Origin of the sequence: Acidovorax sp. LjRoot129, from assembly GCF_964253765.1 — a bacterium.
In the GTDB taxonomy this organism is placed as follows: domain Bacteria; phylum Pseudomonadota; class Gammaproteobacteria; order Burkholderiales; family Burkholderiaceae_C; genus Acidovorax.
In genome coordinates, this window is sequence record NZ_CAXUSE020000001.1 from 3,755,415 (window position 1) to 3,779,228 (window position 23,814).

The window sequence follows — 23,814 nt, forward strand, 5'->3', positions numbered from 1 at the left end:
CGCGCGTATGTCCAGGGACGGGCCCCCACGGCCTACTTCGTAGCCGGTCAACCGCCAAGCCGCTCTTCGCAACTGACTTGAACATGCCGCCCGCCATCTTCTTTTCATGACTCAGCACCTCACACTGTCCTCGCTGCCGCTGTTCCCGCTGGGCTCAGTGCTGTTCCCTAGCGGCTTGCTGGCGCTGCGTGTCTTTGAGGTGCGCTACCTCGACATGGTGCGCAAATGCCAGCAGGCCGGCGCGCCATTCGGCGTGGTGTCGCTCACCCACGGGCGTGAGGTGCGCCAGGCGGGTGCCCCGGACGAACAATTCAGCGATGTCGGCACCCTGGCCGTCATCGAACAGATCGAGACCCCGCAGCCGGGGCTGATCACCTTGTTGTGCCGCGGCACCCAGCGTTTTCGCATCACCCACCGCAGCCTTCTGCCGCATGGCCTGTGGATCGCTGATGTGGAGCATATGGGCCAGGATCTGGCCGTGCCTGTTCCCGACGACCTTCAGAAAGCCTCCGCTGCCCTGGCGCAGGTGCTGCACACGCTGCAACAGCGCGACCCCGACACACCCACGGCCATCATGCCCACGATGGCTCAGCTGGACGATTGCGGCTGGGTGGCCAACCGCTGGTGCGAGTTGCTGCCGGTGCCGCTGGATCTGAAGCAGCGGCTGATGGAGCTGGACAATCCTCTGGTGCGGTTGGAACTGGTGGGCGATGTGCTGGAGCGCACCGGCATCGCCCCCACGCAATGATGAACGGCCGAGGCACCCTCTCCGGTACCAACCAGCAGACGCGCACGCCCATGCTCCAACGCATCCTGGGCTGGTCCCGCACAGCCAAACGGCTCGTGGTCGTGGCCATGGACGTTTGCCTTGGTGTCGCGGCGATGTGGCTGGCCTTCACACTGCGGCTGGACACCCCCCACTGGCCACAAGGCATGCAGTGGATGGCCTATGTCTTGGCCCCTGTGCTCGCATTTCCCATCTTCGCCAAGCTCGGGCTGTACCGCGCCATATTTCGCTACACGGGCATCACCGCACTCATCACCACGGGCAAGGCGGTGGCCGTCTACGGGACGCTGCTCTTGGCATGCCTGCTGGCTGCACAGTGGGAGGGCGTGCCGCGCAGCGTGGGCATTTTGCAGCCCCTGCTGTTCATGCTTTTGGTGGGCGCCAGCCGCGCACTGGGTTGGCTCGCCCTGGCAGGCCGCAACAGCCGCGCGTCGCACCGACTGCTGATCTACGGCGCCGGCAGCGCCGGGGCCCAGACGGCCGCCGGCCTGGGCAACATGCCCCAGTACCTGCTCAAAGGCTTTGTGGACGACGACGCGAGCAAGATTGGCCGCAGCATCAATGGTGTGCGCGTGCATTCGCCGAAGGCTTTACAGGACGTGGTCCGTCGGCTCGACATCACCGACGTATTGTTGGCGCTGCCCAGTTCCACACGGCAGCGTCGCCGGCAAATCATCGAAGGCCTGCGGGACCTGCCCGTGCACATCCGCACCCTGCCCGGCCTGTCGGACCTGGCCAGCGGCCGGGTCACGGTCACAGATTTCCAGGATTTGGAGATCGAGGACCTGCTCGGCCGTGAACCCGTGGCCCCCGACCCTGGCCTGCTGGGCCGCAGTCTGTCGGGCACCGTGGTGCTGGTCACCGGCGCGGGCGGAAGCATCGGGAGCGAGCTGTGCCGCCAGATCGTGCGCGAGCAACCGCGGCAACTCCTCCTCGTCGAGCACAGCGAATTCGCGCTCTACACCATCCACCACGAGCTGCAAGCGCTGCTGGCACAGACAGGAGAACACGCCTGTGAGCTGACTCCTTTGCTGGCCAATGTGACGCAGCAGGAGCGCATGGCCGACATTTGCCGCCGCTACCGCCCCATGTCCATCTACCACGCAGCGGCGTACAAGCATGTGCCGATGGTGGAGGCCAACGCAGGCGAAGGCATCCTGAACAATGTCTTTGGCACGCTTGCCATGGTGCGGGTGGCGCTGGAGCACGGGGCCAGCCATTTCGTGTTGATCTCCACCGACAAGGCCGTGCGGCCCACCAACATCATGGGTGCCACCAAGCGGGTGGCAGAGATGGTGCTGCAGGCCGTGGCCGCGTCGCCGCGCACACCGTTCGGCACTGATGCGGCGGACGGCCCCTGGAAATGCACCACCCGGTTTTCCATGGTGCGCTTTGGCAACGTGCTGGGGTCCAGCGGCAGCGTGATCCCGCTGTTTCGCAAGCAGATCGCCATGGGCGGCCCCGTCACGGTGACCCACCCGGAGGTCACGCGCTACTTCATGACCATCGCCGAAGCAGCCCAGTTGGTGCTGCAGGCCGGTGCCATGGCCGAAGGGGGCGATGTGTTCCTGCTCGACATGGGCGAGCCGCTGCAAATCCTGGAGTTGGCGCAGCGCATGGTGGCGCTGTCGGGCCTGACGGTGCGCGATGCGCGGCACCCGGCGGGCGACATCGAGATCGTGTTCACCGGCCTGCGCCCCGGCGAAAAGCTCTATGAAGAACTGCTGATCGGCGACAACCCGCTGCCCACGGCCCACCCGCGCATCCTCCGGGCCCGCGAGGAATATCGGCCGTGGGACGAGCTGCAGGCTTCGCTAAAGGCTTTGCGGCAGGCCGCCCAGGCGGGTGACCACGGTGCCATGACCGCAATGCTGCGGCAGCTGGTGCCGGGCTACCAGCCCGAAGCCGCGGACGCGCCGTGAAGCCGGGGCTGGTGCGGGGCACGCTGACCCTGCTCACGGGCAGCGTTGCGGCCCACGCCATTCCCCTGCTGCTGGGCCCGGCGCTCACGCGCGTGTACAGCCCCGAGGCCTACGGGCAGTTTGCGCTGCTCTGGGCGGTGTCCACCAACATCGCGGTGGTGGCGTGCGCGCGGTACGAGTTTGCGCTGCCGCTGGAGGCCAGCGACGAGGGCGCCGCCGAACTGCTGGCGTTGTGTGCGCGCATCCTGCTGGCCGTCACGGCGGCATCCGCCGCTGCGGGTGCCTTGCTCGCGTTCTGGCAAGGCATGCCATTGGCGTGGAGTCTGCCGTTGGCCGTGGCAGCGGGCGGCACAGTGCAGTGGCTCACGATGTGGACCACGCGGTCGCAGAGGTTCGGGCTGCTGGCACTGGCCCGGCTGGTTCAGCAAGGGGGCGGCGCCATCGTGCAGTTGCTGCTGGGCTTGCTGAAGATGGGCCCGCTGGGGCTGGTGCTGGGCGCTGCCACCACCGCGCTGGCCGCCGCCTGCCTGCTGGCCCGGCCAGCGCCCGCAGGCGGTTGGCCAGGGCTGTGGCGCAGGCCGCGGGCTGCCTTGGCAGCGGCTGCCCGGCGGCACCGGGATTTTCCGCTGCTCAACACGCCCCACGCTTTTCTGGGCGCGCTGCAGGACACGCTCACGCTGGTGCTGGTGGCGGCCCTCACCGGCGACGCGGCGGCGGGTATCTGGGCGCTGGCGTTGCGCTACCTCAAGGCGCCGGCCACGCTGGTGGGCGGGGCCTTGTCGCAAACCCTGTACCCGCGCCTGCTGCAGGCCAGGGGCAGCGCTGAAGCGCGCACCATCGTGCGGCGCGCGGTGCTGGGGCTGGCGGCAATCGCATTGCCCTTCGCAGCCGTCCTGCTGGTGGGGGGCCCGTATATCTTCACCCTGGCTTTTGGCGACCAATGGGCGCAGACCGGCGAACTCGCCCGCGCCATGGCGCCGTACATCGCCCTGCATTTCATCGCCTCCCCGCTAGCGGTGGTCACCATGGCCTGGAAGGCACAGGCCTGGGCGCTGCGCCTGGCGCTGGTTGGACAATGCCTGTTCTTTGCGGGCCTTGTGCCAGGGCTGTACCTGGGCGGGCTCACCGGCGCAGGATGGGGCATTTCTGCCAGCATGCTGGCCTACTTTGGCTACTATTTCTGGGCCCTGGCGAACTGGAAGGACATTCCCCATGAGAGCGCTGCTTAACCGCTGGCGTCGCAGCCTCTGGCAGGCACTTTTCTACCGCATGGTGTTCGGCGAGCGCGATGCGGCGGGCCGCGTGCTGGCCCACACGCGCATCGCGCCCAGCACCTGCATCGAAGGCGCCGATGGCCTGCAGCTGGCGGACCACGTGTTCATCGGGCAGTTCAACTTCATCGACGCCACCGGCGGCCTGCAGATCGGCGAGGGGGTGCAGGTGACCAACTTTGTGAGCATCGTGACCCACAGCTCCCACCGCGCCATCCGCTTGCTGGGCCAGGGCTATGCCACGCATGCAGGCACCAAACCCGGCTACATCAGCGCCCCGGTGCAGATCGGCGCCTACACCTTCATCGGCCCACACAGCCTGATCGAGGCGGGCTCGCGCCTGGGCAAGGGGGTGGTGGTGTGCGCCTACGCGCAGGTGCGTGGCGAGGTGCCAGATTTCGCCATCATGGCCGGCGCGCCTGCGCGCCAGGTCGGCGATGTTCGCGCGCGGGACGCGCAGTTGCTGGCGCAATTCCCCGAGCTGGTGCCGCACTATGAATCGTGGGCAGGGGCACTTTCGCCAGCCAGTCCGCATACCGCCCATGACTGAGATGACGCAGCCCACGCCCATGCCCAAGCGAACGCCCCGGCACCTGTGCCTGCTCGGCGACGCCACCAGCCCGCACGTCCAGCGTTGGGCGCGCGAGATGCTGCAGCGCGGCTGGCGCGTGTCGCTCATCACGGCCAGGCCTGCGCAGGTACCCGGCGTGGAGGTCCGCACGCTGCGGCCGGTGCGTCGCTCCACCGACTGGCTTTTTCGCGTCCGCGAAACGCAGCGCCACGTGCGGGAATTGGCGCCCGACATCGTGCACGCCCACTACATCACGTCGTACGGGTATCTCGCAGCGCGTTGCGGCATGCATCCGCTGGTGATGACGGCCTGGGGCACCGACCTGCTGGTCACGCCACACAAAAGCCCGTGGATGCGCTGGCTCACGGGCTGGACCTTGCGGCAGGCGGACCTCATTACCGGGGACTCGGCCAGCCTGATGGATGCCGTGGCGCGGTTCGGCCCCGCCTGCCCGGCCGAAGAGATCCACTGGGGCGTGGACCTGAACCGCTTTCGCCCTGCGCCCTGGCACAGCAAGCCCGCCACGCACCTGGTCAGCCTGCGCGCCTGGGAGCCTAACTACCGCATCGCCACCATCGTCGACGCCTTCGCCCGCCTGCGTGCCGGGCTGCAGGACCACGACCTGCACTTGCACCTGCTGGGCGGAGGCACCCTCGAGCCCGCCCTGCGCCAGCAGGTGCAGGCCGCAGGGCTGCAGCAGTGCGTGCACCTGCACGGCCGGCTGGACGATGCGGGCATGGCGCGCGTACTGGGTGATTGCAAGATCTCCATCTCGGTGCCCGACAGCGACGCCACATCGGTCGCGGTGCTGGAGAGCATGGCCTGCGGCCTGGCCGTGGTTGCCAGCGACCTGCAGGCCAACCGGCAGTGGCTCGGTGCGCAATGGCTGGTGCCGGCGGGCGATGCTGCGGCGCTGGCGGGCACCTTGCGCACCCTGGTGACCGACGACTACACAGCGCGCCAGGTAGGCGAGCACAATGCGGCGCGCATCGCCCAAGATGGCGACCGCGCCGCCCAGATGAACCGCATGCATGTGCTCTACCAGCGACTTGCAGGCGCACAGTGAACTTACCCGTGAACATCCCAGAGGACCGTGACTTGAACCCGCTGCTCATCAGCGTCATCGTGCCGTGCCGCAACGAGCGCCAGCACATCGATGCCTTTTGCGACTCGGCCATCAGCCAGGTGCTGCCCGAAGGCTGGCGCATGGAAGTGCTCGTGGCCGACGGCGACAGCGACGACGGCACCCGGCAGCGGCTGCAGGAGCGCTGCGCCAGCGACCCTCGCCTTGTGCTGGTGGACAACCCCGGGCGCATCGTCTCCACCGGCCTGAACGCCTGCATCGCCCGGGCCCGCGGAGCCATCATTGCGCGCCTGGACGTGCACACCCAGTTCGCGCCCGACTACCTTGCCCAGTGCATAGCAGCCCTGTCGCGCACGGGCGCCGACAACGTGGGCGGGCCGTGGGTGGCCCGCGGCACCGGCCGCACGGGCGCAGCGGTGGCGGCGGCCTTCCAGTGCCGGTGGGTGGTGGGCGGCGCCCGGTCGCGCGACGTGCAGTTCGAAGGCGCGGTGGATACCGTCTACCTGGGCTGCTGGCCGCGCAGCGTGTTCGAGAGCTACGGCCACTTCGACGAAGCCCTTGTGCGCAACCAGGACGACGAGCACAACCTGCGGCTGCGGCTGGCCGGTGCGCGCATCTGGCAGAGCCGGCTGATCCGCTCGACCTACCATCCGCGCAACTCGCTGCGGCACCTGTTCTCGCAGCAGCGGCAGTACGGCTACTGGCGCCCCTTCGTCATGCGCAAGCACGGCCAGCCGGGTGCCCTGCGCCAGCTCGTACCGGCCATCTTCGTGGCTGCGTTGGTTGCCACCGCAGCACTGTTGCCCTGGACGGTGCTGCCCTTTGCGGGCCTGGCACTGGCGTACGGCGCCTATCTGCTGGCCGCATCCGCGGCAGCAGCCAAGGCTGCGGGCGACTGGGCCCTGCTGCCGCGCTTGCCAGCGGCCATTGCGGCTTTCCATGTGGGCTACGGCCTGGGCACCTGGCGGGGACTGTGGGACATCGTGCGGTCGCGCACACCGTCGGCCGACTTTGCACGGATCACCCGATGACCATGCAAGAACCCCAGGCCGTCGAGGCCCGCTACGCCCGGCGCGATGCAGCCGCCGACGAGGCCCGCTACAGCCTGTATGGCAACGCGGCCGCGCTGCAGGCCCAGCAGGAGCGCCTGCGCGCCATGGCGCGCACCTGGGCAGTCCACGGCTGGCACAGCCTGGGCAACCGGCGCATGCTGGAAGTCGGCTGCGGCAGTGGTGGCAACCTGCAAGACCTGATCCGCCTGGGCGCCACGCCGGGCTGCCTGACCGGCATCGAACTGCTGCCCGCCCGCGCAGCACTGGCGCGGGACCTGCTGCCCGGTGCGGTCACCCTGCTGGAGGGCGATGCATGCCGCGCCGATGTGCCGCCGGCCAGCCAGGATGCGGTGCTCGCCTTCACGCTGTTCAGTTCGCTGCTCGATGCTGCCTTCCGCCGCGAAATGGCGGAGACCCTGTGGCGCTGGGTGGCACCAGGTGGGGGCGTGCTGGTGTACGACTTTGTGGTGGACAATCCCCGCAACCCCGATGTCCGGCGTGTTCCCTTGCAGGAGCTTCAAGCCCTGTTCCCCGGAGCGCAACTGCGGTCGCACCGATTGACGCTGGCACCGCCCATCGCACGACGGTTGCCCGCATGGATGATTGCACCGGCGTCGCAGCTGCTGCGCCCGCTGCGCACCCACCGCCTGACCTGGGCGGCCAAACCTTGATGAACACTCCCGCACACACCGGGCGCCCCACGCACGGAGCGCCGCACCGCATATGAAGATCACTGTCATTGGCACCGGGTACGTGGGCCTCGTCACCGGTGCATGCCTTGCAGAGATGGGCAACCACGTCGTGTGCATGGACCACGATGCGGCGCGCATCGGTGCGCTGCGCCAGGGGCACATCCCCATCCATGAGCCGGGCCTGTCCGACATCGTGGTGCGAAATGCGCACGCGGGGCGGCTCAAGTTCACCACCGACATGGCCCAGGCCGTCGCGCACGGCGTGATCCAGATGATCGCCGTGGGCACGCCGTCTGGCGAAGACGGGTCGGCCGACCTGCAGCACGTGCTGGCCGCCGCGCGGGCCGTGGCGCAGCACATGGAGCAGTACAAGCTGGTGGTCACCAAGAGCACCGTGCCCGTGGGCACCGCCGACAAGGTGCGCCAGGCCATGGACGCGGTGCTGGCCGAGCGCGCCACGCAGCCCGCCTACTCCATCGCCTCCAATCCGGAATTTTTGAAAGAAGGCTCCGCCGTGCAGGACTTCATGCGGCCCGACCGCGTGATCGTCGGCACCAGCGATGCCGAGGCCGCCAGCCGCCTGCACACGCTGTATGCGCCTTTCATGCGCAACCGCGACCGCTTCGTGGTGATGGACGTGCGCAGCGCGGAGTTCACCAAGTACGCGGCCAACGCGATGCTGGCCACCCGCATCAGCTTCATGAACGAGCTGGCCCTGCTGTCAGAAACGCTGGGCGTCGACATCGAACATGTGCGCAACGGCATGGGCATGGACCCGCGCATCGGCACGCATTTTCTGTACGCCGGGGCCGGCTATGGCGGCTCGTGCTTCCCCAAGGATGTGAGCGCTCTTCTCAAGACCGCGTCCGACCACGGGCACCATTTGCAGGTGCTCGAAGGCGTCAAGGCCGTCAATGACCGGCAAAAAGGGGTACTGGTGCGAAAGGTGCTCGCGCGCTTCGGACCCGACTTGAGCGGCCTGCGATTTGCGCTGTGGGGCCTGGCGTTCAAGCCGGGCACGGACGACATGCGCGAAGCGCCGAGCCTCACCGTGATCTACGACCTGCTGGAGCGGGGGGCCGAGGTCTGCGCGTACGACCCGGTCGCCATCGCGCAGGCGCGCAAGACGCTGGGCGACCGCAAGGGCCTGCACTTTGCGGACAGCGCCAATGCAGCGCTGGACGGCGCCACGGCGCTCATCATCGTGACGGAATGGAAAGAGTTTCGCAGCCCCGACTTCGACCACATCGCGGCCACGCTGCGCGCACCCGTCATCTTCGACGGCCGCAATCTTTTCGAGCCCACAGAGATGAAGACCCTGGGCTTTGAATACCACCCCATCGGCCGCGCCGCGCCCTGACCCGGCCCGCCCCAATTATCGCCACTCGACCCGACATGCCCCACCCATCCACCCCGTCTTCGCCGCCCAGTTTCATCCCTTTCGCCAAGCCGGATATCGGGCCCGCGGAGATCGAGGCGACCACCGCAGCCATGCGCTCCGGATGGGTGACGACGGGGCCTAAAACCAAGGAGTTCGAGCAGGCGTTCGTGCAGTACCTGGGCGGCAATGGGCTGGAGGGAATTGCGGTGAACTCAGCCACCGCAGGCCTGCACCTGGCCCTGGAAGCCCTGGGCATCGGCCCCGGCGACGAAGTGATCGCCCCCACGCTGACCTTCACGGCCACGGTCGAGGTCGTGCGCTATCTGGGCGCCGACCCGGTGCTGGTGGACGTGGACCCAGTGACGCTGAACATCGACCCCGCCAAGATCCGCGCCGCCATCACGCCGCGGACCAAGGCCATCATGCCGGTGCACTACGGCGGCCTAGCCTGCCCGATGGACCAGATCCTGGCCATTGCCAAGGAGCATGGGCTCAAGGTGGTCGAAGACGCGGCCCACGCCCTGCCCACCACGTGGCAGGGCCAGTTGGTTGGGCAGCTGCAGTCCGATGTGACCGTGTTCAGCTTCTACGCCAACAAGACCATCACCACCGGCGAGGGTGGCATGGCTGTCACGCGCGATCCGCAACTGGCCCAACGCATGCGCGTGATGCGCCTGCACGGCATGAACCGCGATGCGTTCGACCGCTTCACATCGAAAACACCCGCCTGGTACTACGAGGTGGTCGCCCCGGGCTTCAAATACAACATGACGGACATCGCGGCCGCCATGGGCGTGGAGCAACTCGCGCGGCTGCCAGGCTTTGTGCAGCGGCGCCAGTACTTGGCGGCGCGGTATCACCAACAGTTGGCCACGCTGCCGCTGGTCTTGCCAGCGGAGGCGCCCGCTGGCGACACGCATGCCTGGCACCTGTATGTCATACGTTTGCAGCACGGCACACGACTGGGCCGGGACGACGTGATCCAGGCCCTGTCGGACCGGGGCATCGGCACCAGCGTGCACTACGTGCCCCTGCACCGGCACCCCTATTGGCGCGACCGCTACGAGCTCACGCCAGAGATGTTTCCGCAGGCCGATGCGGCCTACCAGTCGATGATCAGCATCCCTTTGTTCACCGCCATGAGCGACGCGGACCAGGACCGCGTGATCGCAGCCCTGCACGAGGTGCTGGGCTGACCCACCCCATGCCCAAGCGCCTGTTCGACCTGGCTTTCTCCTCGCTGGCCCTGGTGCTGCTGGCGCCGGTGCTGGTGGCCGTGGCGCTGTGGGTCCGGCTCGACTCGCCCGGCGGCATTTTCTTTCGGCAAACCCGCATCGGCCGTGCGGGACAGCCTTTTCGCATCTACAAGTTCCGCACCATGCAAGCCGGTGCCGATGCGGCGGGCCCCGCGATCACGGTGGGGGCCGATGCCCGCATCACCCGCGCAGGCCACTGGTTGCGGCGCACCAAGCTCGATGAACTACCGCAGTTCATCAACGTGCTGGTGGGAGATATGAGCATCGTGGGCCCGCGGCCCGAGGTGCCCCGCTATGTGGCGCTGTACCCCGAGGCGTTGCGGGGCATCGTGCTGAGCGTGCGCCCCGGCATCACCGACCTGGCGTCCATCGAATTCCGCGACGAGAGCACGCTGCTAGGCCAAAGCAGCGACCCCGAGCGGACCTATGTGCAAGAGATTCTGCCGATCAAGCTGCAGTACGCGGCCCGATACGCCCGCGCGCACACCCTCTGGGGCGACCTGAAAATCATCGCGCAGACCGCCGGCGCACTGTGGGGCGGACGCTCCCACAGGGACATGGCGCCAAAAGACGGCGCATAGCCGATAAAATGAGGGGTTTGGCCGAACCCTGCCTTTGCGGAGCCCGGCCCCAATTCACGCCACCGCACCGACGGCCCCCTATGTCAGACCAGAACCTCGCCCCCGCCTCCCAGGACGACAACCAGCTCATCGCCGAGCGCCGCGAAAAGCTTCGCGCCTTGCGCGAGGTGCAAGCCAATGGCGGCGGCGTAGCCTTCCCCAACAACTTCAAGCCTGCCCACAAGGCAGCGCAGCTGCACCTTGAGCACAGCGACACCACGAACGAGGCCCTGGAGGCCACGCCCGTGACCGTCTCGGTGGCGGGCCGCATGATGCTCAAGCGCGTGATGGGCAAGGCCAGCTTTGCCACGGTGCAGGACGGATCGCTGGGCGACGTGGGCGGCCGCATCCAGCTGTACGTGACCCGCGACGCCGTGGGCGAGGAGCTGTACGCTGCCTTCAAGCACTGGGACCTGGGCGACATCGTGGGTGCCGAGGGCACCCTCATGAAGACCAAGACCGGCGAGCTGTCGGTCAAGGTGACCAGCCTGCGCCTCTTGACCAAGAGCCTGCGCCCCCTGCCGGACAAGTTCCACGGCATGGCCGACCAGGAGCAGAAGTACCGCCAGCGCTATGTGGACCTGATCACCGACGAGCAGGCCCGCAAGCGCTTCATGGCGCGCAGCAAGGCCGTGAGCGGCCTGCGCGACTTCATGGTGAGCCACGGCTTCCTCGAAGTCGAGACGCCCATGCTGCACCCGATTCCGGGCGGCGCCAATGCCAAGCCGTTCGTCACGCACCATAACGCGCTGGAGCAGGAGATGTACCTGCGCATCGCGCCGGAGCTGTACTTGAAGCGCCTGATCGTGGGTGGTTTCGAGCGCGTGTTCGAGATCAACCGCAGCTACCGCAACGAAGGTATCTCGGTGCGCCACAACCCCGAGTTCACCATGATGGAGTTCTACGCGGCGTACTGGAACTATCTGGATCTGATGGACTTCACCGAGACGCTGATCCGCGAAGTGGCATTGAAGGCCACGGGCAGCCTGCAGCTGACCTACCAGGGCCGCGCGGTCGACCTGTCGCAGCCGTTCGCGCGCCTGACGATCCGCGAAGCGATCTTCCAGTACACCGAAGCCGGCGCCCATGTGGACGATGCTGCCTGGCTGACCAGCGCCCTGAAGAAGCTGGGCCTGAACGAAGAAAAGAACAAGCTGTCGACCCGCACCCTGGCCAGCCTGCAGGTGCTGTACTTCGAAGAGACGGTGGAAGACAAGCTGTGGCTGCCCACCTTCATCATGGAGCACCCTACCGAAATCTCGCCGCTGGCCCGTGCCAACGACACCCGCCCCGAGGTGACTGAGCGCTTCGAGCTGTACATCACCGGGCGCGAGTTCGGCAATGGATTCAGCGAGCTCAATGACGCTGAAGACCAGGCTGCGCGCTTCCAGGCCCAGGTGGCCGCCAAGGACAGCGGTGACGACGAAGCGATGTTCTACGACCACGACTTCGTGCGGGCTCTGGAATACGGCATGCCGCCCACAGGGGGTTGCGGGATTGGTATCGATCGCCTCATGATGCTGCTGACCGACAGCCCCAGCATCCGCGACGTGATCCTGTTCCCTGCGTTGCGCCGCGAATCCTGAAAGAGCGCGGGCGCCCTGTGCCGGGTGCTTGCGCCGTCTCACCGCTCTCAGGAGTCACCGTGCCATTCACCTCCAGCAGCACGCCCTACCCCACCACACAGGCGCTGCCCGGGGGCGGCAGCGGTTTCTCGGTGTTGGTGGTCGAGGACCAGGGCTCCGTGCGCGCTGCGCTGGTGGCTGAACTCCGCCGCGCAGGGGTGACCGACATCTTCGAAGCGCCCGAGGGCAACGTGGCTTTGCACCTCTTCAAGTCCCACCGTCCTGATCTGGTTCTGCTCGACATCAAGCTTCCTGGCAAGGACGGCTACTGGGTGGCGCAGCAGATGCGCGAAAGCGAGGCCGGCGACTGGACCCCCATCATTTTTCTGTCGGGCCTGGACAACGAACTCGACGTGTGGCGCGGCATTGAGGTGGGTGGCGACGACTACCTCGTCAAGCCCGTGCGGCCCATCGTGCTCATGGCCAAGCTGCGCGCCATGCGGCGCCTTTTGGACATGCGGCGCCGGCTGGTGTCGATGTCTGCCGAATTGCATGCGGCCAACCAGCGGCTCAATGAGATGGTGGAGGTTGACGCCTTGACCGCGCTGGTCAACCGCCGTGGCTTTGACCGCATCCTGCACAACGAGATCCTGGCTGCGCGCCGCGACGCGACGCCGCTCACGCTGATGCTGTGCGACCTGGACCATTTCAAGCTCTTCAATGATGCCAGCGGGCATGTGCAAGGCGATGCCTGCTTGAAGGAAGTGGGCCGTTTGCTGCGCGAAGTGTGTGTGCGCCCGCGGGACGTGGCCTCGCGCTACGGCGGCGAGGAATTCGCGCTCATCCTGCCCAACACGCCGCGCTCTGGCGCCATGACGTTTGCGCGTGCCCTGGGGCAACTGCTCAAGGTGCGGGCCCTGCCGCACCCCGGCTCACCACTGGGCAATACGCTGACCTTGTCGGGCGGCATCACCACCTGTGTGCCCGACGACAGCACCAATGCCGAGAGCATGATCATGCGCGCCGACCAGGCCCTGTACGCCGCCAAGGCCCAGGGCCGCAACCGATTCTTCAGCTTTGAAATGCAGATGGACACCCTGGAGCAACTGCGCAATTGAGTTTCTTTTCCGCCCTTTCGCTAGACGCCACCGAGCGCAGCGCCCGTACCGCCGTATCCCGCATGCAACTCCTGACAACGCGCTTGCCCGCCTGGATGCAGGACTGGCTGGAGGTCATCGTTCCCAGCATGCAGATCCTGCTTATTCTGTTCGTGGCCTGGCTGCTGCAGCGCGTGCTGCGCCGCATCGTGCGCCGCGCCAGCCTGCGCTACCAGGTGCCGGACGAACTGGTGGTGCCCATGAACGGCCTCATCCGCTGGATCATCGTGGCCAGCGCGCTGCTGCTGGTGCTCGAGCGCATGGGGGTGTCTGCCACGGTGCTGTGGACTGCATTCACCGGGTTTGCCACTGTGGGTGCCGTGGCGTTCTTTGCCGCATGGAGCGTGCTCTCTAACCTGTTCTGCGCACTGCTGATCTTTACCGTGCGGCCCTTCCGTATCGGGGACTACATCGAGGTGCTGGACACGGCCGAAAAGCCGGGTGCCAAAGGGCGTGTGGTGGACATCAACTTGCTCTACACCACGCTGGAAGACCACGCCGGAGCGCACGGCAGTGCCTGGTTGCAGATTCCCAACGCGCTGGTGTTTCAGCGCGTGGTGCGGCGCTTCCATGGCGTTCCGCCACCGCCCGCACCGCTGCCGCCATCGGCGGCCACACCGGGCGATGCGGCGGAGAGCGCGCCAGCAGCGCAAGCGCCCGCCACACCAGGTCCATTTAGCACGCCGTGAATACGTGCGCACGATGCGCATCGCCTCGGTCGCGCGGCATAGTGATTGGCGGTGGCTCCGCTCGCGCGGCGGTGGGCCCGGCGGCCGCAGCGCGCAGGCTCCTAGCCGCCGCTGATGTCGACGATGCGCGTGACATGGTTGCGAAAGCTGTGCACCACCAGGTTCGGCGCCACGGGGACGGCGCGGCCTTCGAGCATGTCGTGGATCATCGAAATGGCCAGCGCTGCAACCGCAAAGCTGCCCACGGAGATTTGTGATGCCGGGCAAGGCCGGCCGTCCTCCATCACGGTCAAGGCGCGCGCGACCTGCTCCATGACCTGTGCGTCGAGGTGCGAGCCGATGCGCGACATCACTTGGGCGAACACCGCGCCGTAGCCGGCCTCGCCCTGGGCCGCCACGCGGGCCACATCGGGGGCGACGATCTGCGGCAAGGTCGGCCCGCTGTGACCAGGGAAATACAGCACCCCCGCGCCAAAACCGATCGACAGTGCAGTGAACACCGGCCGGCCCATGGCCCGCGCGGTACCGTGCAGATGCAGGATGGCCTCGAGGTCCAGGAAGTCGATGGTGTCAAAGACCACGTCGGCCTGGCCCACCAGCGATTGCACGTTGCCCGCGTCCAGATTGGCGGCAACGGCCGTCACGGCGATGTCCGGATTGATGCGACGCAATTGCCTGGCCAGCGCATCGACCTTCAGCGAGCCCACATCTGCAAAGTCGTAGAACTGCCGGTTGAGGTTGTGCAGCTCGACCGTGTCTCCGTCGACCAGCACGAAGTGGCGAAAACCCATCCGCGCCGCCGCGATCGCGGTGGAGGCTCCCAGGCCACAACCTGCGATGAGCAGGCGTACCTCCGATATCTTGTGCTGGATGGACCGGGCCACATAGCCCTCGTTGCGGGCCACGAAGGTTGGGTAATCGAACGAGGCAGTGGTCATGAAGTGAGGAGCGGCAGTGCCGCCAAAGGCGATAGATCAAACAATGTTGCATGCCCGGCCAGGTCAACCAGTCAGCAAGCCCGCCAACCCGCAGGCAAAGTCAGCAGCCGCGCCAGCTCTGGCCGGCGCGCCGGGGCGTCAAGGCAGCAGGTCGAGCGCCTGCATGTAGGCGGGCTGGACCATCAGCTCGTCCCACGGCTGCGGCAGCGTTTCAGGCAGCAGTGCCAGGCGGCGCGATTCGCTGTCCACGCTGGGCTGCCAACGGCCCTCGGCCAGCGCCTGGTCCAGGCCGTCCAGCAGCTCGTCCACGGCCTGGCCGTCGCCCAAACTCTGGTTGCACAGCAGCACCAGGTCGCACCCGGCGCCGAGGGCTGCGATGGCCGCATCGGTGTAGCTGACCAATTGGCCATCGAGGCGGCGCGCGCCTTCCATGCTCAGGTCGTCGCTGAAGATCGCGCCATCAAAGCGCATCTGGCGGCGCAGGATGTCTTGCAACCAGCGCTGCGAGAAGCCCGCGGGACGGCTGTCGACCTTGGGGTAGATCACATGGGCCGGCATGACGCTGGTAAGCGTGGTGCTGAGCCAAGGGTACGGCGCGGCGTCGTCGGTCAGGATGGCCTTGAGGCTGCGGTGGTCCACAGGCACCTCGGTGTGCGAGTCAGCCTTCACAAAACCATGCCCCGGAAAATGCTTGCCGCAGTTGGCCATGCCTGCCTGGAGCAGGCCGTGCATCAGGCTCTTGGCCAGCAGCGCCACCACGCGCGGGTCGCGGTGGAAGGCGCGGTCGCCGATGACACCGCTCTCGCCCCAATCCAGGTCCAGCACCGGCGTGAAGCTGAAGTCCACGCCGCAGGCGCGCAGCTCGCTGCCGAGCACATAGCCTGCGGCTGTGGCGGCATTGGTGGCCCGCAGGGCTCCGCTGCCCGGCACCGCCTTGGCCCCCTCGCCGTCGTTCATCCACAACTCGCCCAGTGCGCCCATGGGCGGAAGGTGCGTGAAGCCGTCGGTGCGAAAACGCTGCACGCGGCCGCCTTCGTGGTCTACGCAGATCAAAAGGTCGTCGCGCACGGCCTTGATGCTGCTCGCAAGCTGCAGAAGCTGGGCCCGGTTTTCCCAGTTGCGGGCAAACAGGATCACGCCACCCGTGAGCGGGTGCGCAAGGCGGCGGCGGTCCACGTCGGTAAGCTCGGTGCCAGCCACGTCGAGGATGAGGGGTGCGTGTTCGGTCATGGGATCAAAACAATGGTTTGCTATTTAAATGATAGCTATCAGCGCTTATCAATCAAGCGCTGGAGCCCAATTTCGCTTCAATTTTCTCGACCACGCAGAAGCTGGCCGCGTAATCAGTCTCGTCGGTCACGCTCAGGTGTGCGGTGAGACCACGCGCTTCAAACCAGTCCTTCAGCGCGCCGTGCAGCACGATGACAGGCTGGCCGGTGGCGAGCTTGGCCACTTCGCAGTGGCGCCAGGTCATGGGCATGCGCATCCCCAGGCCGATGGCTTTGCTGAAAGCCTCCTTGGCCGAAAAGCGGGTGGCCAGGTAACGCAGGCCGCGATCAGGCCAGCGTGCGCTGCGGTCGCGCCATGCGGCCATCTCGCCGTCGGCCAGGACTTTTTGCGCAAACCGCTCGCCGTGGCGCTCCAGGCTGGTGGCGATGCGCCGGACGTCGCAGATGTCAGTGCCAATGCCGTAGATCATATTTTTGCACCCAATAGGCCGCTAGCGCTTATCCATCAAGCGTCAGCAGCTATCAAATCAGGAGTTAGCGGCCACATCGCCGGCACCACGCCGGATGCAGTCGAGGTACGCCTGCACCGTGGCGGCGTAGCCCAGCTCCAGCGCGTCCGCGATGAGCGCGTGGCCGATGGAGACCTCCAGCACGCCGGGCACGCTGCGCACAAAGGCAGTGAGGTTGTCGCGGTTGAGGTCGTGGCCGGCATTCACCCCGAGGCCGGTATCCAGCGCGGCCTGGGCGGCATCACGGTAGCGCGCGAGCTGGTGGGCCTGATCAGGGGTGGCCCAGGCTGCGGCATAGGGCTCGGTGTAAAGCTCGACGCGGTCGGCACCCACGGCCCGGGCGGCGGCCATCTGCTCGGGCGCGGGGTCCATGAAGAGGCTCACGCGCACGCCCAGGGCCTTGCATTCGGCGATCAGGGGCGCAAGCCGCTCGGCGTCCTGCGGAAAGCTCCAGCCGTGGTCGCTGGTGAACTGGTCTTCGCTGTCGGGCACAAGGGTCGCCTGGTGGGGGCGTACTTGGCGGATGAAGTCCATCAGGTTCTGCGACGGGTTGCCCTCGATGTTGTATTCGCGGTCGGGCCACGCCTTCATCAGCGCCGCGAGTTCGAACACGTCCTGGCTGCGGATGTGGCGCTCGTCCGGCCGGGGGTGGACCGTGATGCCCTGGGCCCCGGCCTGGAGGCAGAGCTCGGCCGCGCGCGTGACGCTGGGAATGCCCAGGTGGCGCGTGTTGCGCACCAGGGCGACCTTGTTGACGTTGACCGACAGCGCGGTGGTCGGGTGCGAAGCGTGGAGTGGCTGGTTCATAGGGCCTGCAGGTCGATCATGAGCTGGCGGGTGCGCAGCGTCGGGCTGCCGCAATGGTATTGCAGCAGCGTACGCAGTTGCGGCTTGAGTTCGGCCGACACCGGAGCGCAAGCGCGCAAGGTGGCGGTGTAGCTGGCGACATCATCAAGTCCCCGCTGCAGCGCCTGCCATTGGCTGCCCATCAGCCCGCCCCGATCCGCTGCCGAGGCGGCACGCAGCCCCCCCTCGGGCACGAGCGTGTAGCGGGTGTCCGCCACCAAGGGCGCCAGGGTCATGGTCTGCGCGGCGAGGCTGGGCAAAAGGCCGATCTCGCGCAGCAGCAGCAGCTCAAAGCTGCGCAGCACGGGCTCGAGGGCATCGCCATGTTCACTGGCCAGCACGCGCACCACACCGGCGTAGGCGTCAAACAGCGCGGCATGCGGGTCTGCGCGCGCGAGCAGGCGCAGGAGCAGTTCATTGAGGTACATGCCCGACAGCAGCGCATCGCCCGTGGGCATCACGTGCCCGCCCACCCACTCCGCCCCTTTGAGCGCGTGGATGTCGGCTGCGCCGTCGCCGCCCAGGGTGTAAGTCACCAGCAGGGGCTGCAGCGGGAGCAAGACCGGGCGGAAGTTGGAACTGGGCTTCTTGGCGCCCTTGGCCACAAGGGCCACCCGGCCATAGTGGCGGCAGAACACTTCCAGGATCAGGCTCGACTCGCTCCAGTCGTAGCTGTGCAGCACGAAGGCGGGTTCATCGGAGATGCGCTTGGCGGCGGCCACGGGGAAGGGTCAGGTGGTTGGAGTCAGATAGCGAGGTGGCGATGGGGAGTGTGGCATGGCGATGGAACACAGGACTCGGATTCTGGGGCGACTGCTGGGGCTCACCGGTGCTGGCAAATTCAGCGGGCATCCAGATCCATCACCAAGACAACTGGAAGGCAGACCGGTGCGCGCTCTTCAAGGCTCCGTCCCAGCGAGCCCGGAGCTACGGAGCCTGTGTGGCCAAGGGCCCCCCCTGTCCCATCACTCGTAGCCGAACGACCGCACGCGCGCTTCGTCGTCAGCCCAGCCGGAACGGACCTTGACCCAGAGTTCAAGGAACACCTTGGCATCCATGAGTTTTTCGAGCTCCTGGCGCGCTTCGGTGCCGATGCGCTTGAGGCGCTCGCCCTTGTCGCCAATGACCATCATCTTGTGATTGTCCCGCTCGACCACGATGGTCGCCGCGATCTTCACCAGACGCTTGTGCTGCTTGCTCGCCTCTTCCTCGAACTTGTCGATGACCACGGTCGAGGTGTAGGGCAATTCGTCGCCCGTGAAGCGGAACAGCTTCTCGCGCACGGTTTCCGACGCCAGAAACTTCTCGCTGCGGTCTGTCAGCTCATCCTCGCCATACCACCAGCCCTGCTCAGGCAGGTACTTCGCGCAGATGCCAAAAAGGCGCTCGATGTCGCCCTTGTTCTTGGCGGACATGGGCACGAATTCGGCAAACGGGTGGCGCTCTTGCATGCCCTTGAGCCAGGGCGCCAACTCGGCGCGGCGGTTCACCATGTCGAGCTTGTTGGCCAAGAGCAGCGTGGGGATGCCGGGCTTGAACAGGCTCAATACCTTGGCGTCGGCCAGCGTAAAGTTGCCCGCCTCGACCACAAAGAGGATCAGATCCACATCGCCGATCGCACCCATCACGGTTTTATTGAGGGACTTGTTGAGCGCCGTGGCGTGGCGCGTCTGGAAGCCGGGCGTATCCACAAAGATGAACTGCGTCTGCTCCCGGGTGCGAATGCCGGTGATGCGGTGGCGCGTGGTCTGCGCCTTGCGCGAGGTGATGCTGATCTTTTGGCCCACCAGCGCATTGAGCAGCGTGGATTTGCCCACGTTGGGCTTGCCCACGATGGCGATCACGCCGCAGCGCTGGCCCGGCACAGCCGCAGGGGGCGAAGCCGCCGCCAGCATCGCCTCGAGGTCATTTTGGGCCCCAGCGCTTGCTGCACCTTCATTGCCCGCTACATCTTTGGTAGCATCATTCATAATTTCTTTGCTTTCAATGTGGCCAGCATGGCCGCCGCTGCCGCCTGCTCGCCCGCCCGCCGCGAGCCGCCGATGCCCCGCTCGGTCAGGCCCAATTCGGGAATGTCGCATTCGACATCAAAGGTCTGGCGGTGCGCCGCCCCGACCGTCGCCACCACGCGGTACTGCGGCAACTTCATTTTGCGGCCCTGGAGCCACTCCTGCAACGCGGTTTTAGGGTCCTTGGCCGCGGCTTGCATCTGCGGATTGATCTCGACGCCTTGGAACAACCGGTGCACCAACGCCTCCGCGCTGGCATAGCCTGCATCGAGGTACACGGCTCCAATGAGCGCTTCGAGCGCATCGGCCAGGATGGAGGGCCGCTGCTGGCCGCCGGATTTGGACTCGCCCTCACCCAGCCGCAAGACTTCGGAAATTTTGAGCCCCAACGCTAGCTGGTGCAGTGTGTCCTGCTTCACGAGGTTGGCGCGCACCCGGGACAGATCGCCCTCGGGCAGATCCGCCAGCCGCTGGTAAAGCAGGCTGGCCACGGCCAGATTCAAAACGGAATCGCCCAGAAACTCCAGGCGCTCGTTGTGGTCGGCCGAGAAACTGCGGTGCGTGGTTGCACGCTGCAGAAGGGAAGGATCGGAGAAAACATGCTGCAGGCGCGCCTGCAGCGCTAGAAGGCCGGGTTGCACTAGTTGGTCTGACCTTCAAAGCGATAGACGAGGTAGGCCGGGCCTGCCAAGGCGATTTCGCGGGAGTACTTGAAGGACACGACGACCTTGTCCCCGCGTTTGCCGATTTCCAGGTCTTTGCCCTGAACGGAGGTGATGTTATCAATGACGCCAGCGCGATCAAAACCCGCACGTATCTCCGCTACTGTCGAGCCTTCTTTAGATGCTTTGGCGGCCGCTTTTTTTATGGCTTGATATTCTAAGAAGATCGGCACCGACTGCCCGCCAATCGCAAACGCAGCCACGGCGATCAAGCCAATAAAAATCACGCCAATGAACGACAGCCCACGCTGGCGAGACCGGCTTGCAAAACGGTTGCTATGCATGTATTTCCCTCCCGATTTATATAAAGGCTACAGGCGCCTGTTAGTTGAACGAGCCAATGCGCTTGAGGTTGCCAAAATTCATCCAGACAAAAAATGCCTTGCCGACGATGTTGGCCTCGGGCACAAAACCCCAGTAGCGCGAGTCCAGGGAATTGTCCCGGTTGTCGCCCATCATGAAGTAGTGCCCATCAGGTACCTTGCACACGACACCCTCGACACTGTAGCGGCAGTTTTTGCGGTAGGCAAAATTGCTCGCGCCCTGCAGGAACGCAGGAACCTCCGGGTTGTTCAGCAAGCGGTGGGGCTTGGCACCGAGCTGCTCTTCAAACTGCTTGAAGTAGCGCATCGAGTCTTCTTCCAGAAAATCTGGCAACGCCTGGGTGTCCACGGCCTTGCCGTTGACCGTGAGGCGCTTGTTGATGTAAGCGACTTCATCACCCGGCACCCCCACCACGCGCTTGATGTAGTCCAGGCTGGGCTGCGGCGGATAGCGGAACACCAGCACGTCACCGCGCTCAGGCTTGTTGCCTTCGGTGATCTTGGTGTGGATGACCGGCAACCGAACGCCGTAGGTGAACTTGTTCACCAAAATCAGGTCGCCCACCAGCAGCGTAGGGATCATGGAGCCCGAGGGAATCTTGAACGGCTCAAAGAGGAACGATCTCAACAGAAAGACCGCGACGATCACCGGAAACAGCCCGGCAGTCCAGTCCAGCCACCAAGGCTGCATGAGCACCCGCCCCTTGGCCTCCTGCGCATCCTCCACCTTCTGGATGCCCATGCGGTTCAGCTCAGCCCGGCGTTGCACAGCAGCATCTTCGATCGCCTGCGCTGCACGGCGGCGCTGGGGCAAAAAGTACAGCCGCTCCGCGAGCCAATACGCCCCTGTGACCACGGTGGCCAGAAACAGCAGCAAAGCGAAGTTGCCTTCGATGGCACCAAAGTACCAGGCCCCGATATACCCGCCAAATGCGGCCAGAACCATGGCCGTGAGAATCTGCATTGCTTGCATCAATCTTCCACCTGCAAAATGGCCAAGAACGCCTCTTGCGGCACCTCGACGGATCCAATCTGTTTCATGCGTTTCTTGCCTGCCTTCTGCTTTTCGAGGAGCTTGCGCTTGCGGCTGACGTCACCGCCGTAGCATTTTGCCAGCACGTTCTTGCGCAACGCCTTGATAGTTTCGCGCGCAATAATGTTGGCGCCGATGGCTGCCTGGATGGCCACGTCGTACATCTGGCGGCTGATGATTTCACGCATCTTGCCCACCACGGCGCGCCCGCGGTACTGCGATTGGGAGCGATGCACGATGATGGACAGCGCGTCCACCTTTTCGCCGTTGAGCAGGATGTCGACCTTCACTACATCGGAGGCGCGGTATTCCTTGAACTCATAGTCCATGGAGGCATAGCCGCGCGACACGGACTTGAGCTTGTCGAAGAAGTCGAGAACGATCTCGCCCAAAGGCATTTCGTAGGTCAACATCACTTGGCGGCCGTGGTACGCCATATTGATCTGCACGCCGCGCTTTTGGTTGGCCAACGTCATCACCGGGCCGACGTAGTCCTGGGGCATGTACAGATGCACCGTGACGATGGGCTCGCGCACTTCTTCCAGACGGCCTTGGTCGGGCATCTTGGAAGGGTTTTCGACCATGACGATCTCGCCATCGGCCTTGACGACCTGGTAGACCACGCTGGGTGCTGTGGTGATGAGGTCCTGGTCGAATTCGCGCTCCAGGCGCTCCTGCACAATCTCCATGTGCAGCAACCCGAGGAAGCCGCAGCGAAAGCCAAAGCCCAGCGCCTGGCTGACTTCGGGTTCATAGTGCAGCGAGGCATCGTTGAGTTTGAGTTTTTCCAGCGCGTCGCGCAGGGAGTCGTATTCGCTCGCTTCGGTGGGATAGAGTCCCGCAAAAACCTGCGGCTGGATCTCTTTGAAGCCGGGCAGCGCCTCGGATGCGGGGCCAGCGTTGTTGGGCAGCTTCTTTTCCAGTGTGATGGTGTCACCCACCTTGGCGGCTTGCAGCTCCTTGATGCCGGCGATGATGTAGCCCACCTGGCCCGCATCGAGCGAGTTGCGCGGCTCGTTGGCGGGCGTGAATACACCGAGGTTGTCAGCGTTGTACACCGCCTCGCTGGCCATCATCTTGATGCGCTCACCCTTGAGCAGGCGGCCGTCGACCACGCGCACCAGCATGACAACACCCACATAGCTGTCGAACCAGCTGTCGATGATCATGGCGCGCAAAGGGCCATCGGCCTTGCCACGCGGCGCGGGCACCTTAGCCACGATGGCCTCCAGGATCTCGTCAATGCCCATGCCGGTTTTGGCTGAGCATGGAATCGCATCGCCTGCGTCAATGCCGATCACGTCTTCAATTTCTGCCTTCGCGTTCTCAGGATCTGCATTGGGCAGATCCATCTTGTTCAGCACTGGCACCACCTCCACACCGAGGTCCAGTGCGGTGTAGCAGTTCGCAACGGTCTGCGCCTCTACCCCTTGCGATGCATCGACCACCAGCAATGCGCCTTCGCATGCCGACAGCGAGCGGCTTACCTCATACGAGAAGTCGACGTGGCCCGGTGTATCGATCAGATTGAGGTTGTAGACCTGTCCGTCCTGAGCCTTGTATTGCAGCGCTGCGGTCTGCGCCTTGATGGTTATCCCACGCTCTTTTTCGATGTCCATCGAGTCCAGAACCTGGGCCTCCATCTCGCGGTCTGCAAGCCCCCCACAGCGCTGGATCAAGCGATCAGCCAACGTCGACTTGCCATGGTCGATGTGCGCAATGATGGAAAAATTTCTGATGTGGTTCATCAACGGAAAGCGTCAAGTGATTGAATTAAAACGGAGCCCACAAGAAAAAAGGGCGCGTCGAATGGCGACGCGCCCTGAACCAACAATCATTGGCAACTGCGATAGTTGGAGCTTCATTGTAGGCAAAAAGCCCGCGAGAAAAAGCCCACACGAGTGCATTGAAGGGGAGTTGCCGGGGTGCAACAGCGAAATTATTCACAGCTTATCCACAATCAACACAGCAACAACGCTGGACAACTTGTGGGTGAGCTGTGGATCAGCTGTGCATTGCACACTTCCATCCCGCATCGTGGATCACAGTCCAACCAATATACCAATCATGGTTGAACAGGGGCCTCTATTCTATCGAATTCGATTGAAGGCCAGCCTCTGAAGTAAGTAGAAGCTAACATCTGCGATGCGGGATCGAC

Annotated in this window: 24 protein-coding genes; 14 read left to right on the forward strand and 10 right to left on the reverse strand. The window is 65.4% G+C overall.

The window, feature by feature from the left end; genetic code table 11:
- Positions 1–106 precede the first annotated feature (106 nt).
- The 13 genes from ACSQ3Q_RS17185 to ACSQ3Q_RS17245 all read left to right on the forward strand — a co-directional run bounded on the left by ACSQ3Q_RS17185 (position 107) and on the right by ACSQ3Q_RS17245 (position 14,047).
- Positions 107–748, forward strand: a complete 642-nt coding sequence (locus ACSQ3Q_RS17185; RefSeq protein ID WP_436135549.1) for an LON peptidase substrate-binding domain-containing protein — start codon at positions 107–109, stop codon at positions 746–748.
- Between the two features lie 50 nt (positions 749–798).
- A complete protein-coding gene (locus ACSQ3Q_RS17190; RefSeq protein WP_436137022.1) occupies positions 799–2,709 on the forward strand; it encodes a polysaccharide biosynthesis protein in 1,911 nt (636 codons plus the stop codon).
- Complete coding sequence (locus ACSQ3Q_RS17195; protein WP_436135550.1) at positions 2,706–3,938, forward strand: lipopolysaccharide biosynthesis protein; 1,233 nt, start codon at positions 2,706–2,708, stop codon at positions 3,936–3,938. Before ACSQ3Q_RS17190 ends, ACSQ3Q_RS17195 begins: the two co-directional genes overlap by 4 nt.
- Positions 3,922–4,530 carry an acyltransferase gene (locus tag ACSQ3Q_RS17200; protein ID WP_436135551.1) on the forward strand — a complete coding sequence of 203 codons (609 nt, stop codon included), beginning with the start codon at positions 3,922–3,924 and terminating at the stop codon, positions 4,528–4,530. The genes ACSQ3Q_RS17195 and ACSQ3Q_RS17200 overlap by 17 nt, the downstream gene beginning before the upstream one ends.
- Positions 4,523–5,617 (forward strand): glycosyltransferase, encoded by a 1,095-nt coding sequence (locus ACSQ3Q_RS17205; RefSeq protein ID WP_436135552.1) that lies wholly within the window; start codon positions 4,523–4,525, stop codon positions 5,615–5,617. The genes ACSQ3Q_RS17200 and ACSQ3Q_RS17205 overlap by 8 nt, the downstream gene beginning before the upstream one ends.
- A gap of 8 nt (positions 5,618–5,625) precedes the next feature.
- Positions 5,626–6,666: a glycosyltransferase family 2 protein gene (locus ACSQ3Q_RS17210; protein WP_436135553.1), complete on the forward strand. Its 1,041-nt coding sequence runs from the start codon at positions 5,626–5,628 to the stop codon at positions 6,664–6,666.
- Complete coding sequence (locus ACSQ3Q_RS17215; RefSeq protein WP_436135554.1) at positions 6,663–7,358, forward strand: class I SAM-dependent methyltransferase; 696 nt, start codon at positions 6,663–6,665, stop codon at positions 7,356–7,358. Before ACSQ3Q_RS17210 ends, ACSQ3Q_RS17215 begins: the two co-directional genes overlap by 4 nt.
- A gap of 52 nt (positions 7,359–7,410) precedes the next feature.
- Positions 7,411–8,739 (forward strand): UDP-glucose dehydrogenase family protein, encoded by a 1,329-nt coding sequence (locus ACSQ3Q_RS17220; protein WP_436135555.1) that lies wholly within the window; start codon positions 7,411–7,413, stop codon positions 8,737–8,739.
- Positions 8,740–8,774: 35 nt separating this feature from the next.
- Positions 8,775–9,956 carry a DegT/DnrJ/EryC1/StrS family aminotransferase gene (locus ACSQ3Q_RS17225; protein WP_436135556.1) on the forward strand — a complete coding sequence of 394 codons (1,182 nt, stop codon included), beginning with the start codon at positions 8,775–8,777 and terminating at the stop codon, positions 9,954–9,956.
- A gap of 8 nt (positions 9,957–9,964) precedes the next feature.
- Complete coding sequence (locus tag ACSQ3Q_RS17230) at positions 9,965–10,597, forward strand: sugar transferase (protein WP_436135557.1); 633 nt, start codon at positions 9,965–9,967, stop codon at positions 10,595–10,597.
- 80 nt (positions 10,598–10,677) lie between these two features.
- Positions 10,678–12,222 (forward strand): lysine--tRNA ligase, encoded by a 1,545-nt coding sequence (gene lysS / locus ACSQ3Q_RS17235; protein ID WP_436135558.1) that lies wholly within the window; start codon positions 10,678–10,680, stop codon positions 12,220–12,222.
- A gap of 59 nt (positions 12,223–12,281) precedes the next feature.
- Positions 12,282–13,319: a GGDEF domain-containing response regulator gene (locus ACSQ3Q_RS17240; RefSeq protein WP_436135559.1), complete on the forward strand. Its 1,038-nt coding sequence runs from the start codon at positions 12,282–12,284 to the stop codon at positions 13,317–13,319.
- A 62-nt stretch (positions 13,320–13,381) separates the two neighbouring features.
- Complete coding sequence (locus ACSQ3Q_RS17245; protein ID WP_436135560.1) at positions 13,382–14,047, forward strand: mechanosensitive ion channel family protein; 666 nt, start codon at positions 13,382–13,384, stop codon at positions 14,045–14,047.
- A 101-nt stretch (positions 14,048–14,148) separates the two neighbouring features.
- On the opposite strand, the gene ACSQ3Q_RS17250 is transcribed toward ACSQ3Q_RS17245, so the two are convergent.
- The 10 genes from ACSQ3Q_RS17250 to lepA form a co-directional block, all read right to left on the reverse strand.
- Positions 14,149–14,985, reverse strand: a complete 837-nt coding sequence (locus tag ACSQ3Q_RS17250; protein WP_436135561.1) for a HesA/MoeB/ThiF family protein — start codon at positions 14,983–14,985, stop codon at positions 14,149–14,151.
- 138 nt (positions 14,986–15,123) lie between these two features.
- On the reverse strand, positions 15,124–16,215 hold the full coding sequence (gene nagZ / locus ACSQ3Q_RS17255) for a beta-N-acetylhexosaminidase (protein ID WP_436135562.1): 1,092 nt from the start codon (positions 16,213–16,215) through the stop codon (positions 15,124–15,126).
- Between the two features lie 52 nt (positions 16,216–16,267).
- Positions 16,268–16,684, reverse strand: a complete 417-nt coding sequence (gene acpS / locus ACSQ3Q_RS17260) for a holo-ACP synthase (protein ID WP_436135563.1) — start codon at positions 16,682–16,684, stop codon at positions 16,268–16,270.
- A 57-nt stretch (positions 16,685–16,741) separates the two neighbouring features.
- On the reverse strand, positions 16,742–17,530 hold the full coding sequence (locus tag ACSQ3Q_RS17265; RefSeq protein ID WP_436135564.1) for a pyridoxine 5'-phosphate synthase: 789 nt from the start codon (positions 17,528–17,530) through the stop codon (positions 16,742–16,744).
- A complete protein-coding gene (gene recO / locus ACSQ3Q_RS17270) occupies positions 17,527–18,291 on the reverse strand; it encodes a DNA repair protein RecO (RefSeq protein ID WP_436135565.1) in 765 nt (254 codons plus the stop codon). The genes ACSQ3Q_RS17265 and recO overlap by 4 nt, the downstream gene beginning before the upstream one ends.
- A gap of 243 nt (positions 18,292–18,534) precedes the next feature.
- Positions 18,535–19,539 carry a GTPase Era gene (gene era, locus ACSQ3Q_RS17275; protein WP_436135566.1) on the reverse strand — a complete coding sequence of 335 codons (1,005 nt, stop codon included), beginning with the start codon at positions 19,537–19,539 and terminating at the stop codon, positions 18,535–18,537.
- Positions 19,536–20,219 carry a ribonuclease III gene (gene rnc / locus ACSQ3Q_RS17280; protein WP_436135567.1) on the reverse strand — a complete coding sequence of 228 codons (684 nt, stop codon included), beginning with the start codon at positions 20,217–20,219 and terminating at the stop codon, positions 19,536–19,538. Before rnc ends, era begins: the two co-directional genes overlap by 4 nt.
- Complete coding sequence (locus ACSQ3Q_RS17285; protein ID WP_436135568.1) at positions 20,219–20,584, reverse strand: DUF4845 domain-containing protein; 366 nt, start codon at positions 20,582–20,584, stop codon at positions 20,219–20,221. The genes rnc and ACSQ3Q_RS17285 overlap by 1 nt, the downstream gene beginning before the upstream one ends.
- A 40-nt stretch (positions 20,585–20,624) precedes the next feature.
- Positions 20,625–21,596 (reverse strand): signal peptidase I, encoded by a 972-nt coding sequence (lepB, locus tag ACSQ3Q_RS17290; RefSeq protein ID WP_436135569.1) that lies wholly within the window; start codon positions 21,594–21,596, stop codon positions 20,625–20,627.
- Positions 21,596–23,404, reverse strand: coding sequence for a translation elongation factor 4 (gene lepA, locus ACSQ3Q_RS17295; protein ID WP_436135570.1), 1,809 nt, complete (start codon positions 23,402–23,404; stop codon positions 21,596–21,598). Before lepA ends, lepB begins: the two co-directional genes overlap by 1 nt.
- Between lepA and ACSQ3Q_RS17300 the strand changes: the two genes are divergently transcribed.
- Entirely contained in the window at positions 23,394–23,777 is a 384-nt protein-coding gene (locus tag ACSQ3Q_RS17300; protein WP_436135571.1) for a hypothetical protein, read from the forward strand. The genes lepA and ACSQ3Q_RS17300 overlap by 11 nt on opposite strands.
- Positions 23,778–23,814 lie beyond the last annotated feature (37 nt).